Here is a 13,763-nt window from a genome sequence, read left to right on the forward strand (position 1 = left end):
TTAAACATGGTTCAGCCTGTCGTGTTCCTGAACAGGCGTTTCCACCAACTGCCGCCCGATTGCATGACATGGCGGCGGAACAGCAGCACACCCACGCGGATGATCAGCGCCACGAACGCCGCCTGCCACAGCAGCGCCAGCACATGCGGCCACAGCGCATCGGATTGCGCCGCGCGCGCGATCATCGCGAAGGGTGAACTGAACGGAAAGATCGTCGCCGCGACCTCCGCAGGCGATCCCATATGATCGACGGCGTAGCTGGCGAAAAAGAAGATCAGCATCTGCCCCATGGTCACCGGCATGTTCAGTGTCTGCACTTCGCGCACCGTAGCCGCCTGCGCGCCGATCCCCAGGAACAGAGATCCCAGCAGCGTATAGGCCATGGCGAAATAGAGGGTGGCAAGGATCAGGAATATCGGCCAGCCCACCGCGGGGGCTGGCAGGCTGGACTCGCCCCCATGCAGCGCCAGGAAGATCGCGAAGGCGGTGCCGCCCCAAAAGGCGATGCCAACAAAGCTCATCGCCAGCATCGCCATCAGCTTGCCCAGGAAAATCGCGTCTATCGGCACGGCAGCCGCCAATATCTCTATGATCTTGTTCGTCTTTTCTTCAACCAGATTGGACAGGATCATCCCCGCCAGCAGGATCGTCAGGAAAAACATCACCACCTGCGCCATACGGCCGATCAGCAACCGCGCTTGCGCCTGTGCGCCAAGGCTCTTGGCGACCTCCTGCCGCTCCACCTGCACCAACCGCAGCGTATGTTCCGCTTGCGCCGCGCTGGCGATCAGGCTCATATCGCCCTGCAACTTGTCGAGATCTTCCGCTTTGCCGGTCAGGATCGGGTGCGCGACTGATCCGGAAAGGATCGCCACCACCGCCGAATCAGGGCGCGCCAACTGCTCGCGCGGTGCCGGGGTCAGCGGCACGCGCCGCAGCCTGACCAGCGCCTGATCCCCCATCCGTTCGGTCAGACGGGCATGGGCACGCTCCAGCTTCGCGGCCTCGCCCGCTGGCATGGCGATGCCCACCAGCGGGCGCAGGTCTGTGCTGGCAATCTTCTCGCCCAAGCCGCCAAGGGCCATGCCGATCAGAATGGGCAGCAACGGGCCGAGCAGAAAAAGGATGAAGGTGCGCGACAGCACGACGGCGGTGAAGTCCCGCCGGGCGATGACCAGCGCGGCGCGCAGCATCTCTCTCATGCGTCCTGCTCCCGTGCCTGCGCTTCTTCCATCTGGCGCGCGGTCGCGGCACCGGCGATGGCGACGAAGGCGTCGTGCAGGCCCGGCCGTTCGATCGACAGGCTTTCAATCCCCGCCTGCCCATCCAGCAATGCGCGTAACAGCGGCTCGATCCCGTCTTCAGGCAGGGTGAAATGCCATGCCCCATCCTCCACGACGGTATCGGCGGGCAGCGCGCGCCGCCACGCCCCGTCGCTGGCTTTGGTGCGCAGCCGCACCTGCGGGCGCGGCTTGTCGCGCGCGTCAGCCAATGTCCCCTCGAATCTTATGCGTCCGCCCGCGACGATGGCGATCCGTTCGCACAGCCGTTCGGCATGGGCGATGACATGGGTGGAAAAGACGATGGTGACGCCCCGACGCGCCTGCTCACGGATCAGCGCCTCCAGCTTCTCCTGATTGATCGCATCCAGCCCGGAAAACGGCTCGTCCAGCAGGATCAGCCGGGGTTCGTGGATGATCGTCCCGAACAATTGCACCGTCTGCGCCATGCCCTTGGACAGCTGGCGGATCGGCTTGTCGATCGCGCCGCCCATGCCGTGCCCCTCCAGCATCGCCCGCGCCCGTTCGCGGCCCTGCTTCAGCGGCAACCCGCGCAGCGCGCCCATGAAGGCGATCGCTTCAAACGCCTTCATCGACGGATAAAGCCCGCGCTCTTCCGGCAGATAGCCGACCTGCCGCGCCATCCGCAGCGGGGCGGGGTCGCCCAGCAGCGACCGCGTGCCCTCGTCCGGGTCGATGATGCCCAGCAGGGTGCGCAGCAACGTCGTCTTGCCCGCGCCATTTGGCCCCAGCACGCCATAGATGGACCCGGCAGGCACGGCGATGTCGACGCCGTCAACCGCGCGGAAACTGCCGAATGTCTTGACAAGGCCATGGCCTTCGAGCGCATAGCGGAGGGGCGGGGCCGGAGTGTCGCCGTTCATCCGCTCCTGATAGTGTCCCCCCATGCCAACGCAAATGGAAAGCTTGGAAACCCGTCTGAAGGTGCAGGCCGCGTCGCTGGGCTTTGCCGCTTGTGCCATCGCGCCTGCTGACGTGGCGCCGCAGGCCGGGAAGCGGCTGGGCGAATGGCTGGATGCGGGCCATCATGGCGACATGCTGTGGATGGAGGAGCGCGCGGGACAACGTGGATCGCCACGCGGCCTGTGGCCGGACGTGCGCAGCGTCGTCATGCTGGGGATGAGCTATGCGCCGGGGCGCGATCCGCTGGCGCTGGCGGACGTGCCGGACCGCGCGCGCATATCCGTCTATGCGCAGGGCAAGGACTATCATGATGTCGTCAAGAAGGGTCTGAAAAGCCTGGCCCGCTGGCTGGTGGATCAGCAACCCGGCGCGCTCAAGGTGTTCGTCGATACAGCGCCGGTCATGGAAAAGCCGCTGGCGCAGGGGGCGGGACTGGGCTGGCAGGGCAAGCATAGCAATCTGGTGAGCCGCCAGCATGGCAGCTGGCTGTTCCTGGGGGCCATCTACACCGAAATCGCGCTGCAACCCGACGCGCCGGAGGTCGACCATTGCGGCAGTTGCACCGCCTGCCAGACGGCCTGCCCGACCGATGCCTTCCCATCCCCCTATGTCGTCGATGCCCGCCGCTGCATTTCCTATCTGACGATCGAGCATAAGGGGCCGATCCCGCACGAACTGCGCGAAGGCATAGGCAACCGCATCTATGGTTGCGACGATTGCCTGGCGGTCTGCCCCTGGAACAAATTTGCCGATCAGGCGGCGGCCAACAAGGCGTTCGTGGGCCGCGCCGAACTCGCCGCGCCTGCCCTTGCCGACCTGCTCGCGCTGGACGATGCCGCGTTTCGCGAAATCTTCTCCGGCTCCCCCATCAAGCGCATCGGCCGCAATCGCATGGTGCGTAATGCGGCGATCGCGGCGGGCAATAGCGGCGACGCGCGCTTGCTCGGCCGGTTGCAGGTGCTGGCGGGCGATGACGATCCGGTCGTGGCGGAAGTGGCGACCTGGGCGATCGGGCGGCTGTCGGTCTAGCGCGCCCGCAACGCCGTCGCGCAAGCCGACGGATCGACATCCGTGCCAGCAGGCGAGCGCGCGTCCACATGGGTGACCACCGGCTCCTTGCCGCGCGCGGGGGCGTAGAGATAGGTGTCTAGGACGCAGCGGCCATTGGCAAATTGCAGCTTGCGCACCGTTGCCTCGCGAATGTCGAGCCGGGGCGTGCCGAACATCTGGGTCAGGGCGCGCGCGTCCGCGCCCATCAAGGGACCGGGCTTGCCAAAGGCGCTGGCCGGGGGACCGGCGGGCGGGGGGGCGATCCCGGTCTGCGGCACCACGCTGCCAGCGCCACAGGCGGCAAGCGGCAGCGACAGCAGCGCGATCAGGGTAAGGCGGGGGGCGTTCATACAGACTTCCTTCTGACGCCGTGCAGCATGTGGACCGCCATAGCCGCGCTCCAGATCGGCGCAAGCAGGTTGACCAGCGGGACAAGGAACAGAAGCGCCGAAGCGAGCCCCAGAAGCCATCGGCTGCCGCGCGGGATCGGCGGATGGCCGGGATGGCGTGGCTCCACCATGTCGGCCAGATCGCGGCCCAGCAGATAGGCGTTGAGTGCCAGAAACAGACCGATCGTCCCCACGCCTGTCACCAGCAATGCGATATAGGCAGGCAGCGCCAGCAGGTTCCAGCCGATCGTCCGCGCGACCGAGGCCAGCGCATAGCGGATGCTGCGCGCCGGTCCGACCGGGCGCGCATGGGCCGCAGCGTCCGGGTAACTGTCGCTCTCGACGGCGGCGACAATGTCGTCGGCGAACAGGCCCATCACCGCCATCGCAGTCGCGCGAAACAGCAGCCATCCTGCCGCGACGACGATCAGCGCGGTCGCCGCCGCCTCCGCCAGGCCGCCGCCGCCCCAGCCATAATGGAGGCGCAGCGCATGGAATCCTGCCCACAGCCCCACCGCCAGCAGGGCAAAGACCAGAAGCGTCAGCAGCAATGTCTTGACCAGCAGCCGCCTGGCGGCGGCATGGAAGATCAGCGGGAAGGCGCGCAGCGCGGCGGTCAGGACCATCGCGTCCTTATCCCGCCTGTCGCGAGGCCCGTCAATCGCACGCTGTTGCATGGCGACACGCGCGCCGATAGAGACGGCACCCGGACATTCCCCGTACCATAAGGATTTTGCGTGACCGCTTCCGCTTCAGTTTCGGCCCCGACGCTTGACGTCATCGCCATCGGCAACGCCATTGTCGATGTTCTCGCGCGCAGCGATGACGCCTTTCTGGCCGAACATGCGCTGACCAAGGGCGGGATGCAGCTGATCGATGCCGATATGGCCGAAGCGCTCTATGCCGACATGCCCCAGGCCAAGGAAATCAGCGGCGGATCAGCCGCCAACACGCTGGCGGGGCTTGCCGCGCTGGGCAAGACGTGCGGCTTTATCGGCCAGGTGAATGACGATCAGCTGGGCACGGTATTCGCCCATGACGTTCGCGCGCTCGGCATCCGGTTCGACACACCGGCGATGACTGGCGACGTGCCTACCGCCCGCTGCCTGATTCTGGTGACCCCCGACGCGCAGCGTACGATGAACACCTTTCTGGGCGCATCGCAATTTTTGCCCGAAGCCGCGCTTGACCTCGACATGATCCGGTCGGCGGGCATCCTCTATCTGGAAGGCTATTTGTGGGACCCGCAGCAGCCGCGCGCGGCGATGCGGGCGGCGATCGACGCGGCGCGCGGCGCGGGACGCAAGGTCGCCTTCACCCTGTCCGACAATTTCGTCATCGACCGGCATCGCGCCGATTTTCTGGACCTGATCGATCATGGCCAGATCGACATCCTTTTTTCCAATGAAGGCGAAATCCAGTCGCTCGCGCAGATCGACGATTTCGACAAGGCCGTGGCGACGATGGCGGCCAAGGTGCCAGTGCTGGTGTCGACCCGCAGCGAAAAGGGCGCGGTCGCGATCGTCGATGGCATGCGTTACGAGGCACCCGCTGCGCCGGTCGCGCAGATTATCGACACGACGGGCGCTGGCGATCTGTTCGCCGCCGGTTTCCTTGCCGCCCATATCGACGGGCGCAGCGTGGCTGATTGCCTGGCATTGGGTGCAGCGGCGGCGGCCGAGGTGATCTCCCACTGGGGCGCGCGGCCGGAGGATGATCTGGGCGTGATCCGCGACAGGCTGTTCGCCTGATCAGTCCGCCTTGCGCTTGCGGAACAGGGTGCGGTCATCGGGGCCAAAGCCCCAGCGCCAGATGACCACGCCATAAGCGCCCAATATCGCCCAGACGCCGACGACCAGTTCGACCCATTCCAGGCGCGGCGGCAGGGCGACGAAGGCCGCGCCGACGATGCAGGCAACGCCTGCTGCGCTGAGCAATGGCCAGCGCCAGGCGTTGATCGGCGCATCGAGCAGTCGCGCGAGCAGCCGCGCCTTGACGAAGGCGCCGACCGCCAGCGCAAGGCACAGCGCCAGCGCCGGGGCGGCGGCGACCGCCATGACCGGGAGGCCAAGTCGACGGGCGAGCAGGATCAGCGCGAAGCTGAAAACGGCCTGACAGCCGATCATGCCGAGCGAGATCATCAGATTGCGGTGGCGCGCGATATAGACCAGCGCTGATTCGCTGACGACCGCGGTGGCGGCGATCACTTCGGCCAGCAGCAGGAAAGCCAGCGCCCCGGTGCCGCTGACGAAATGCGGGCCAACCAGCCCCATCACCGCTTCGCCGGGGATGCCGAGCGCAAGCGCAATTCCGGCCTGCGCGGCGATGATCCAGAACCCGACCTGGCTGACCTGCCGCGCGATCCCGGCCAGATTGCCCTCCGCCAGATTGCGGGTGATGACCGGGCCCAATATCGGGTCGAAGCTGGTCTTGAGCTTCTGCGGCAGCGATGCGACCTGTTGCGCGACATAATAGATGCCGATGACCGCCGGGCTGACGAACAGGCCCAATATGGCCATGTCGAGCCGCCGCGATCCCCATTCCACCCCGTCGGCAGCCGCTAGCGGCAGGTTGCGCCGCGCCAGCCGCCACAGTCGGCCAGAATCAGGCCGCCAGCCCACAGGCAGGCCATAATGACGCGCCATCGGAATGATGGAGGCGATGAAGGCGGCGATCATCGACACGGCGTAGGACAGGATCAGCCCGTCACGGGTCGAATAAAAGGCGAAGGCGAAGGCGCCGATGCTGATGGCCCAGGGTTCTATGATAGAGCGCGCCCGCACTGTCGCGCCAACGTCGAATTTATAGGCGCAGGCGGCCAGCGCCACGTCCGACCCGGCGACCGCGATGACGACCAGCGCCAGCAGCCGGTCGAGGCCGTTGATGCCGCTATTGGGGAACATGGCCTGCGGAAAGGCGACCAGCAGGCCAGCGCCCGCCAGCGCGGCGATCATCGTCACCAGCATTGCGTCGGTGACGACATGCGCGTGGGGCCGTTCGGTCTGGCTGAGCGCCCCCGCCAGCCCGCGTTTCAGGCCCAGCGTCGCGAGTTGCGCGACAAATTCCACCACCAGCACGGCATAGGCAAAGCGGCCCAGCGCTTCGGCGCCATAGACGCGACCGGCGATGAACAGGAAGGGCAGCCGCGCGGCCAGGCGAAGAAGGAAGCCGAACACATTGGTCCGCCCGCCCTTCGCCAGGGCGGCGATGTCATCCTCGTCCTTAGGCGCAGGATGCTGCCCGGCCAATCGATTCCCCTCTGTCGTCGCGTCTGTTGACCCAAATGTAGCCATGATGGTGCGGGCGCGCGATGGCTTATTCGGGCCGCAACGGACGCGCGAGCAGCGCGTCGATCACGGTGCCGAGCGGTGCAGAGTCGGCCAGCAGGGCGCAGACCGCTTCGACCACCGGCATTTCGACCCCTGCCGCGCGCGCCGCATCGCGCAGCACCGGGGCGGTAAACGCCCCTTCGGCCACGGTACGGCGGTTGGACAGGAGTTCAGCGGCGCTACGCCCTTCGCCCAGCCCCTTGCCCAGCGAGAAGTTGCGCGAATTGGTGGACGAACAGGTCAGCACCAGATCGCCCAGCCCCGATAGTCCGGCCAGCGTCTCTGCCCGCGCCCCGCGCGCCAGGCCAAAGCGCGTCATTTCGGCAAAGCCCCGGCTGATCAGCGCCGCGCGGGCATTAAGGCCCAGACCCGCGCCGTCCGCCACGCCACAGGCGATCGCCAGCACATTCTTGACCGCGCCACCGATTTCCGCGCCGGTCACGTCGTCGGACAGATAGGGCCGGAACGCCGGGCGGGCGATCCGCGCCGCCAGTTGCGCGCCCAGCACGGCATCGTCGCACGCCAATGTGATCGCGGTCGGCAAGCCTTTGGCTACTTCATGGGCGAAGGTCGGGCCGGACAGGACGGCGATGGGCGATGTCGGCTGCACGGCGCGCGCCACTTCACCCATCAGCAGGCCGGAGCCGGCCTCGATCCCCTTGGAACACAGGACGAGCGGCACACCGGCTGGAGCCTGGCGGACGACATCGCGCAGATGTTGCGCCGGGCTGACGACCAGCACCATGTCGCAATCGCCAAGGTCGGCCATCGCGCCGGTCGCCCGGATCGACGCGGCCAGCTTGATGCCGGGCAGATAGAGCGGATTTTCGTGCCCGCCATTGATCGCGTCGACCACTTCGGTCTCCAGCGCCCACAGCGTCACGGCCTGCCCGTCGGCGGTGAGCAGCTGCGCCAGCGCTGTGCCCCATGCGCCGGCTCCGATGACGCCCGCCTTCATGCCTTGCCCATTCATGCTTTCACTCCGGCGCCACGCGCCTTTTCCGCTGCGGGATCCAATGGCCAGCGCGGCCGGGCGGGAACGGTCAGATCGTCGATCAGTCCTGCGGCGAAGCGCTCGGCCCCGGCCCAGGCGATCATCGCTGCATTGTCGGTGCACAGCCACAAGGGCGGCGCGACGAAGGGCAGGCCATGGTCCGCCGCCAGCTGTTCGAGCGCGGCGCGGATCGCCTGATTGGCTGCGACGCCGCCCGCCACGACCAGCGCGGTCATGCCATCCGCCTGCGTCAGCGCGCGGCGGGTGCGGTCGATCAGGCAGTCGATCACCGCCTGTTGGAAACTCGCCGCAATGTCCGGTTTCGAATATTGCCCGGACTGGACCGCGCGCATGACAGCGCTTTTCAGGCCCGCGAAGGAGAAATGCGGTTCCGCCGTGCCGAGCAGCGGGCGGGGCAGGGGAACGGCCCTGGGATTGCCCTGTGCCGCCGCCTTTTCCACCTGCGGGCCGCCGGGATAGCCAAGCCCCAGCAGCTTGGCGGTCTTGTCGAACGCTTCGCCCGCCGCATCATCGATCGTGGTGGCCAGACGCGCATAGTCGCCGGGGCCGCGCACCAGCAAAATCTGGCAATGGCCGCCCGACACCAGCAAGAGTAGGTAGGGGAATTGCAGCGTCCGGTCGGACAGGCGGGGCGAAAGGGCGTGGCCCTCCAGATGATTGACCGCGATCAACGGCTTGCCCGCCGCATGGGCCAGCGCCTTGGCCGTCACCAGACCCACCATCACCCCGCCGATCAGGCCCGGCCCGGCGGTCGCGGCGATCACATCGACCTGATCGAGTGTCATATCCGCATCCGTCAGCGCGGCTTCGATCAGGGGCGCCAAGGCCTCCACATGGGCGCGGGCGGCGATTTCCGGCACGACGCCGCCATAGGGGCGGTGCGCCTCTTCCTGCGTGGCCAGCCGATGCGCCAATATCCTGCCGTCGGCCGTTACCAGTGCCGCTGCGGTTTCATCGCAGCTCGATTCCAGGCCAAGGATGATTGTCATTGCCGCTTCCATCTAATGCCCGCGCCCATTAGAGCAAGCCGCATATGATTTTGTTCGACCGACCGTTGCGCCTCGGCACCAGGGGTTCGCCCCTTGCGCTGGCCCAGGCCCGCATGACCGCCCGCGCTTTGTGCGACACCCATGGCTGGCCCGATAGCGCCGTGGCCATCGTCACCGTCCAGACCAGTGGCGACCGGATACAGGACCGCGCATTGGCGGAAATTGGCGGAAAGGCGTTATGGACCAAGGAATTGGACCGTGCGCTGGCGGAGGGAGGCATAGATTTCGCCGTCCACAGCATGAAGGATGTGGAAACGCTGCGCCCTGCCGCGATGCGTATCGCCGCAATGCTGCCGCGCGCCGATGTGCGCGACAGGCTGGTCGGGGCAGACAGTTTCGATGCGCTGCCCGACAATCCGGTGGTCGGCACCAGTTCGCCGCGCCGCGCCGCGCAGGTGGCGCGGTTGCGACCGGACGCCACCATCACGCTGTTCCGGGGCAATGTCGCGACGCGGCTCGCCAAGCTGGCAGCCGGCGAAGTTCATGCGACGCTGCTGGCGGCGGCGGGGCTGGACCGGCTGGGGCAGGGGGATGTCGGTATCACGATTCCCGTCGACACGATGCTGCCCGCCCCGTCGCAGGGGGCGGTGGGGATAGAGACGCTGGCCGACAATGAAGCCGTGCTGGCGGCGCTGGCCGCGATCAGTGACGCCGATACGTTCGATTGCGTCATGGCCGAACGGAACGTGCTGATGGGTCTGGGCGGCACCTGCCATTCGCCGATCGCCGCGCTGGCGCTGGTGGATGGCGACCGGCTGCACCTTCGCGCAGAGATCATCAGCCCCAGCGGGCAGGAGACCGTGCGCGATGAAGCGCGGATCGACCGGCATGACAGCGATACCGCGCAGGCGATGGGTCGATCGCTGCTGGACCGGGCCAGCCCGGCGCTGCGGTCCCTGTTCGAGGGATGAGGCGGGTTATTGTCCTGCGGCCCGAACCGGGGGCAGGCAGGACGGCGCAGGCCGTGGCGCAGCTGGGACTGGAGGCGGTCGTGCATCCGTTGTTCGCGCCTCAGGCGCTGGAATGGACGCCGCCGCCTGCCGGGGATTTCGACGCGCTTTTGATGACCAGCGCCCATGCGGCGCGGCTGGCGGGTCCGGCACTGGCGGCCTATCGCGGACTGCCCGCTTATGCCGTAGGCAGCGCGACGGCGGCGGCCATGCGAGCGCAGGGCTTTGACGGGGTGAGCGCAGGCGATGCCGACGCCAGCACGATCGCCGCGCGGATCGCAACCGACGGCCATCGCACGGTGCTGCATCTGGCGGGTACGACGGTTGCGCCCATGGCGACAGGATCGCTGCATGTCAGGCGGATCGCGGTGTATAGCATGACCAGTCTGCCGCCCGATCCTGCGCTGTTGGATGATGCGATGCCGGGATCGGTGCTGCTGGTCCATTCCCCGCGTGCGGGCGAGCGGCTGGCGGAGCAGGTCGCGCCGACTGCGCGCGCTGCGCTGCATATCGTCGCCATCAGCCCCAATGCGCTGGTGGCGTGCGGAAGCGGCTGGGCCAGCGGCCATGCGCCCGACCAGCCGGGGGATGACGACATGCTGGCTCTCTTGCGCGGTTTGTGCGAATGACGGATGTCATGACAGGCAAGAGGGGCAGCATGAGCGACGAGGATGGCCTTGGCAGCATGACCCCGACCCCGCCTTCCGCCCGGCGACGGAGCATGGTGCCGCTGCTGGTTTTGATCCTTCTGGCCTTTGTGGTGGGGGTTGGCGTCACCATCTGGGCCTGGCCGCAAATCCAGAGCCGCATGGACGAACCGCAGCCACAGGCGGCCAGCATGGCCCCGCCACAGGCCAGCACTGTCCCACGGACCCTGACGCAGCGCTCCTTGTCTATCGACGCCGCGCGGATGCTCGACGCGCGCGTGGTGCAACTGGAGGAGCGGTTGACGCGCATCACCGTGGAGGCGCAGGCGGCATCGGGCAATGCTGCGCGAGCAGAGGGGCTGCTGGTCGCCTTTGCCGCGCGCCGGGCGCTCGATAGCGGGACGCCATTGGGCTATATCGAAGGGCAGTTGCGGCTCCGCTTCGGCCAGGCCCAGCCGCGCGCGGTCGCGACCATCATCAATGCCGCGCGGGAGCCGGTGACACTGGCCGACCTGCGCGGCGGGCTGATCGACATTGGCGAGCGGGCCACAACGCCGCCTGCCAATGCGAGCTGGTGGAGCGCGCTGGAGCATGAAGCGCGCGAACTGGTGACGATCCGCCGGGCGTCGTCTCCTTCGCCCCGTCCGCAGGCCGGGTTCGACCGGGCAATCCACTATCTTGACGGCGGGCGCGTCAATGCCGCGCTGGCAGAGGTCGAGCGGCTGCCAGGCCGTGCGGCCGCTGATCGCTGGATCCAGCTTGCCCGCCGCTATCTGGAGGCGCGTCGGGCTCTTGACCTGATCGAAACGGCAGCCATATTGGAACCGCGCGTGTTGCGCAGTGCGGAGGGCGCGCCGGTCGCGCAGACGTCGCCGCTTGCCCCCTGATCCGATATTGCGATAAACAGTTTATCAGTTGCGACGAAACCGATGGACGCGGACGGCGTTTGTCACGACAGTGTCATCTTTGCCTTCAGGCCAAAGGGATTTTGTCGTCGTGCCTCCTTATGCTGCCGTCACCACTTTCTGGAAGGATCGCCTGGCGTCCGGCCCCCGTGCCGCCCGGCCTTCGATTCAGCATCTGGTCGGCAATATGGCGCTACCCTTCGATCTGGCGCGGACGCGGGCGCAGGCCGATATATTGGCGCGGACGATCCAGGGCGATGGTCGCACGCTGCTGCTGATCCCAGGCCTGCTGGCATCGGATGCGCGAATGGAGCCGATGCGCGCGATCCTCAACAAGTCCGGATTTGATGCCCATCATTGGGGCATGGGGCGCAATTATGGCCCGAAGCCGGACAGCCTGGACGCGATCGACCGGCGGGTGGACGAAATAAGGCGGACGACCGGCGGGCCGGTGACGCTGGTCGGCTGGAGCCTTGGCGGACTATATGCGCGCGAATATGCCAAGCTGGCGACGGCCAAGGTCGGCGGCGTGGTGACGCTGGGCACGCCTTTTTCCGGAGACCCGCGCGCCAATCATGCCTGGCGGCTGTATCAGCTGGTGTCAGGTACGCCGGTCGATCGCCCGCCCTTTCCCTGCATGCGGGAGGTCAAGCCGCCCGTTCCGACCGTGGCGCTCTGGTCGCGGCGCGACGGGGTGGTCCTGCCCGAATGCGCCAAGGGGCGCCGGGGGGAGCGGGATAGCGCGATCGAGGTGGATTGCACCCATATGGGTTTCGCGGCCGCCCCGGAAGGCATCGCCGCCGTGGGCAAGGCGCTGGCCTTGACGCGCGCCTGAGGCGATCCAGGCCCGCGTAGAGCGGATCGCCTTTAGGTCCGCAGCCGGGCCAGGGCTTCGTCCCGCCCGATCAACGGCAGCAATTGTCCCATGTCCGGCCCGTGATCCAGTCCGGTCAGCGCACGACGCAGCGGCAGGAACAGCGCTTTTCCCTTGCGACCGCTTTCCTCCTTCAGCGTATGGGTCAGCGTGCGCCAGATGTCGGCGTCGAAGGGGGCGTCCGTCAGGATGGCGCGGGCGCGGGTCAGGAAGTCGCGGTCCTCCGCATCCGGCGCGGGTGCGTCCACGGGGCCGGTGACGATCCGCCACCAGTCGGCGGCACCCGCAACCGTCTCCAGATTGGGACGGATGGCGTCCCATGCCCGGCCATCCATGCCATCGGGCAGACGAGTGGCAACCGCGTCATAGGGCAGCAGATGAACGATCTTCTGGTTGAGGGTGGCGAGTTCGCCTTCATCGAAGCGGGCGGGGGCGCGGCCAAAATGGGCAAAGTCGAAACTGTCGATCAGCGGCTGCATGTCCGCGAACGGCTCGATGGGTTGCGAACTGCCCAGCCGCGCCAGCAGCGAGGCGATGGCGGCAGGCTCCAGCCCGATTTCGCGGAAATGGGCGACGCCGAGCGAACCCAGCCGCTTGGACAGCTTGCCCTCGCTTCCCGTCAGCAACGCTTCATGGGCAAAGGCCGGGAGCGGCGCGCCCAAGGCCGTGAACATCTGGATCTGGGTCGCGGTGTTGGACACATGATCCTCCCCGCGCAGGACGTGGGTGACGCCCATGTCAATGTCGTCGATCACTGACGGGAGCATATAGAGCCAACTGCCATCGGCGCGGCGAATGACCGGATCGGACAATGTTTTGGGGTCGAAACGCTGCTCGCCACGGATGAGGTCGGTCCAGACGATGGGCTGGTCATGGTCCAGCTTGAAACGCCAGTGGGGCGCGCGTCCTTCGGCTTCATAAGCGGCGATCTGATCCGGCGTCAGCGTCAGCGCGGCGCGATCATAGACCGGCGGCAGGCCGCGCCCCAGCAGGATTTTGCGCCGAAGCTCCAGTTCCTGTTGCGTCTCATAGGCGGGATAGACATGGCCCGACGCCTTGAGCGCCTCGAACCGCGCTTCATAAAGGGCGAAGCGGTCGGACTGCTTCGCTTCGGCGTCCCAACGGAGCCCCAGCCATTGCAGGTCGGCGCGGATGGCGTCGGCATATTCGGTGCGTGAGCGTTCGAGGTCGGTATCGTCGAGCCGCAGGAGAAATTGCCCGCCGCTCTTTTGCGCCCACAGCCAGTTATGCAGCGCGGCGCGGATATTGCCGACATGAAGGTGGCCGGTGGGCGAGGGGGCGAAGCGGGTGATGACGGTCATGTTTATCACTCATTCCCCGTTCGGTTCGA

14 protein-coding genes are annotated in these 13,763 nt (G+C 67.1%); 6 read left to right on the plus strand and 8 right to left on the minus strand.

Translation table 11 applies throughout. From position 1 onward, the window contains the following. Positions 1-11: 11 nt before the first annotated feature. Together FE851_RS01030 and FE851_RS01035 are read right to left on the minus strand one after the other, a co-directional pair. Entirely contained in the window at positions 12-1,202 is a 1,191-nt protein-coding gene (locus FE851_RS01030) for an ABC transporter permease (protein WP_186378727.1), read from the minus strand. Then, positions 1,199-2,164: an ABC transporter ATP-binding protein gene (locus FE851_RS01035; RefSeq protein ID WP_145199089.1), complete on the minus strand. Its 966-nt coding sequence runs from the start codon at positions 2,162-2,164 to the stop codon at positions 1,199-1,201. The genes FE851_RS01030 and FE851_RS01035 overlap by 4 nt, the downstream gene beginning before the upstream one ends. A gap of 34 nt (positions 2,165-2,198) precedes the next feature. On the opposite strand from FE851_RS01035, the gene queG reads away from it, so the two are divergent. Then, entirely contained in the window at positions 2,199-3,233 is a 1,035-nt protein-coding gene (queG, locus tag FE851_RS01040) for a tRNA epoxyqueuosine(34) reductase QueG (protein ID WP_145199092.1), read from the plus strand. Here the strand turns inward: queG and FE851_RS01045 are convergent. Both FE851_RS01045 and FE851_RS01050 read right to left on the minus strand, forming a co-directional pair. Then, positions 3,230-3,604 carry a hypothetical protein gene (locus FE851_RS01045; RefSeq protein ID WP_017184292.1) on the minus strand — a complete coding sequence of 125 codons (375 nt, stop codon included), beginning with the start codon at positions 3,602-3,604 and terminating at the stop codon, positions 3,230-3,232. The genes queG and FE851_RS01045 overlap by 4 nt on opposite strands. Further along, positions 3,601-4,269: an EI24 domain-containing protein gene (locus FE851_RS01050; protein WP_145199095.1), complete on the minus strand. Its 669-nt coding sequence runs from the start codon at positions 4,267-4,269 to the stop codon at positions 3,601-3,603. The genes FE851_RS01045 and FE851_RS01050 overlap by 4 nt, the downstream gene beginning before the upstream one ends. Before the next feature lie 111 nt (positions 4,270-4,380). Here FE851_RS01050 and FE851_RS01055 point away from each other — a divergent pair, with 111 nt between their 5' ends. Further along, positions 4,381-5,394, plus strand: coding sequence for an adenosine kinase (locus FE851_RS01055; RefSeq protein ID WP_145199098.1), 1,014 nt, complete (start codon positions 4,381-4,383; stop codon positions 5,392-5,394). On the opposite strand, the gene FE851_RS01060 is transcribed toward FE851_RS01055, so the two are convergent. Genes FE851_RS01060 through tsaD form a run of 3 tightly spaced genes read right to left on the minus strand, consistent with a single transcriptional unit; the run spans position 5,395 to position 8,976 of the window. Beyond that, on the minus strand, positions 5,395-6,936 hold the full coding sequence (locus tag FE851_RS01060) for a lipopolysaccharide biosynthesis protein (RefSeq protein ID WP_370569440.1): 1,542 nt from the start codon (positions 6,934-6,936) through the stop codon (positions 5,395-5,397). It lies immediately after the preceding gene. A gap of 22 nt (positions 6,937-6,958) precedes the next feature. Continuing rightward, entirely contained in the window at positions 6,959-7,930 is a 972-nt protein-coding gene (locus tag FE851_RS01065) for an NAD(P)H-dependent glycerol-3-phosphate dehydrogenase (protein ID WP_145203994.1), read from the minus strand. A gap of 11 nt (positions 7,931-7,941) precedes the next feature. After that, on the minus strand, positions 7,942-8,976 hold the full coding sequence (gene tsaD / locus FE851_RS01070; protein ID WP_145199101.1) for a tRNA (adenosine(37)-N6)-threonylcarbamoyltransferase complex transferase subunit TsaD: 1,035 nt from the start codon (positions 8,974-8,976) through the stop codon (positions 7,942-7,944). 44 nt (positions 8,977-9,020) lie between these two features. On the opposite strand from tsaD, the gene hemC reads away from it, so the two are divergent. The 4 genes from hemC (at position 9,021) to FE851_RS01090 (ending at position 12,373) form a co-directional block, all read left to right on the plus strand. Beyond that, positions 9,021-9,947, plus strand: coding sequence for a hydroxymethylbilane synthase (gene hemC, locus FE851_RS01075; RefSeq protein WP_145199104.1), 927 nt, complete (start codon positions 9,021-9,023; stop codon positions 9,945-9,947). Further along, positions 9,944-10,615 (plus strand): uroporphyrinogen-III synthase, encoded by a 672-nt coding sequence (locus tag FE851_RS01080; RefSeq protein WP_145199107.1) that lies wholly within the window; start codon positions 9,944-9,946, stop codon positions 10,613-10,615. Before hemC ends, FE851_RS01080 begins: the two co-directional genes overlap by 4 nt. After that, positions 10,612-11,520, plus strand: a complete 909-nt coding sequence (locus FE851_RS01085; RefSeq protein ID WP_145199110.1) for a hypothetical protein — start codon at positions 10,612-10,614, stop codon at positions 11,518-11,520. Before FE851_RS01080 ends, FE851_RS01085 begins: the two co-directional genes overlap by 4 nt. A gap of 109 nt (positions 11,521-11,629) precedes the next feature. Beyond that, on the plus strand, positions 11,630-12,373 hold the full coding sequence (locus FE851_RS01090) for an esterase/lipase family protein (protein ID WP_145199113.1): 744 nt from the start codon (positions 11,630-11,632) through the stop codon (positions 12,371-12,373). 32 nt (positions 12,374-12,405) lie between these two features. On the opposite strand, the gene gltX is transcribed toward FE851_RS01090, so the two are convergent. Next, the gene (gene gltX / locus FE851_RS01095) at positions 12,406-13,734 is read right to left on the minus strand and encodes a glutamate--tRNA ligase (protein WP_145199116.1); all 1,329 of its coding nucleotides are present in this window, start codon (positions 13,732-13,734) and stop codon (positions 12,406-12,408) included. Positions 13,735-13,763 lie beyond the last annotated feature (29 nt).

The sequence above is a fragment of the Sphingobium sp. B2 genome (assembly GCF_007693735.1).
GTDB classification, from domain to species: domain Bacteria; phylum Pseudomonadota; class Alphaproteobacteria; order Sphingomonadales; family Sphingomonadaceae; genus Sphingobium; species Sphingobium xenophagum.

What these genes read in the sequence shown, in the direction of transcription:
- FE851_RS01030 (WP_186378727.1), bottom strand. Translation starts at nt 1,202, where the DNA reads ATGAGAGAGATGCTGCGCGCCGCGCTGGTCATCGCCCGGCGGGACTTC.
- FE851_RS01035 (WP_145199089.1), bottom strand. Translation starts at nt 2,164, where the DNA reads ATGAACGGCGACACTCCGGCCCCGCCCCTCCGCTATGCGCTCGAAGGC.
- queG (WP_145199092.1), top strand. Translation starts at nt 2,199, where the DNA reads ATGGAAAGCTTGGAAACCCGTCTGAAGGTGCAGGCCGCGTCGCTGGGC.
- FE851_RS01045 (WP_017184292.1), bottom strand. Translation starts at nt 3,604, where the DNA reads ATGAACGCCCCCCGCCTTACCCTGATCGCGCTGCTGTCGCTGCCGCTT.
- FE851_RS01050 (WP_145199095.1), bottom strand. Translation starts at nt 4,269, where the DNA reads ATGGTCCTGACCGCCGCGCTGCGCGCCTTCCCGCTGATCTTCCATGCC.
- FE851_RS01060 (WP_370569440.1), bottom strand. Translation starts at nt 6,936, where the DNA reads ATGGCTACATTTGGGTCAACAGACGCGACGACAGAGGGGAATCGATTG.
- FE851_RS01065 (WP_145203994.1), bottom strand. Translation starts at nt 7,930, where the DNA reads ATGAAGGCGGGCGTCATCGGAGCCGGCGCATGGGGCACAGCGCTGGCG.
- tsaD (WP_145199101.1), bottom strand. Translation starts at nt 8,976, where the DNA reads ATGACAATCATCCTTGGCCTGGAATCGAGCTGCGATGAAACCGCAGCG.
- hemC (WP_145199104.1), top strand. Translation starts at nt 9,021, where the DNA reads ATGATTTTGTTCGACCGACCGTTGCGCCTCGGCACCAGGGGTTCGCCC.
- FE851_RS01080 (WP_145199107.1), top strand. Translation starts at nt 9,944, where the DNA reads ATGAGGCGGGTTATTGTCCTGCGGCCCGAACCGGGGGCAGGCAGGACG.
- FE851_RS01085 (WP_145199110.1), top strand. Translation starts at nt 10,612, where the DNA reads ATGACGGATGTCATGACAGGCAAGAGGGGCAGCATGAGCGACGAGGAT.
- gltX (WP_145199116.1), bottom strand. Translation starts at nt 13,734, where the DNA reads ATGACCGTCATCACCCGCTTCGCCCCCTCGCCCACCGGCCACCTTCAT.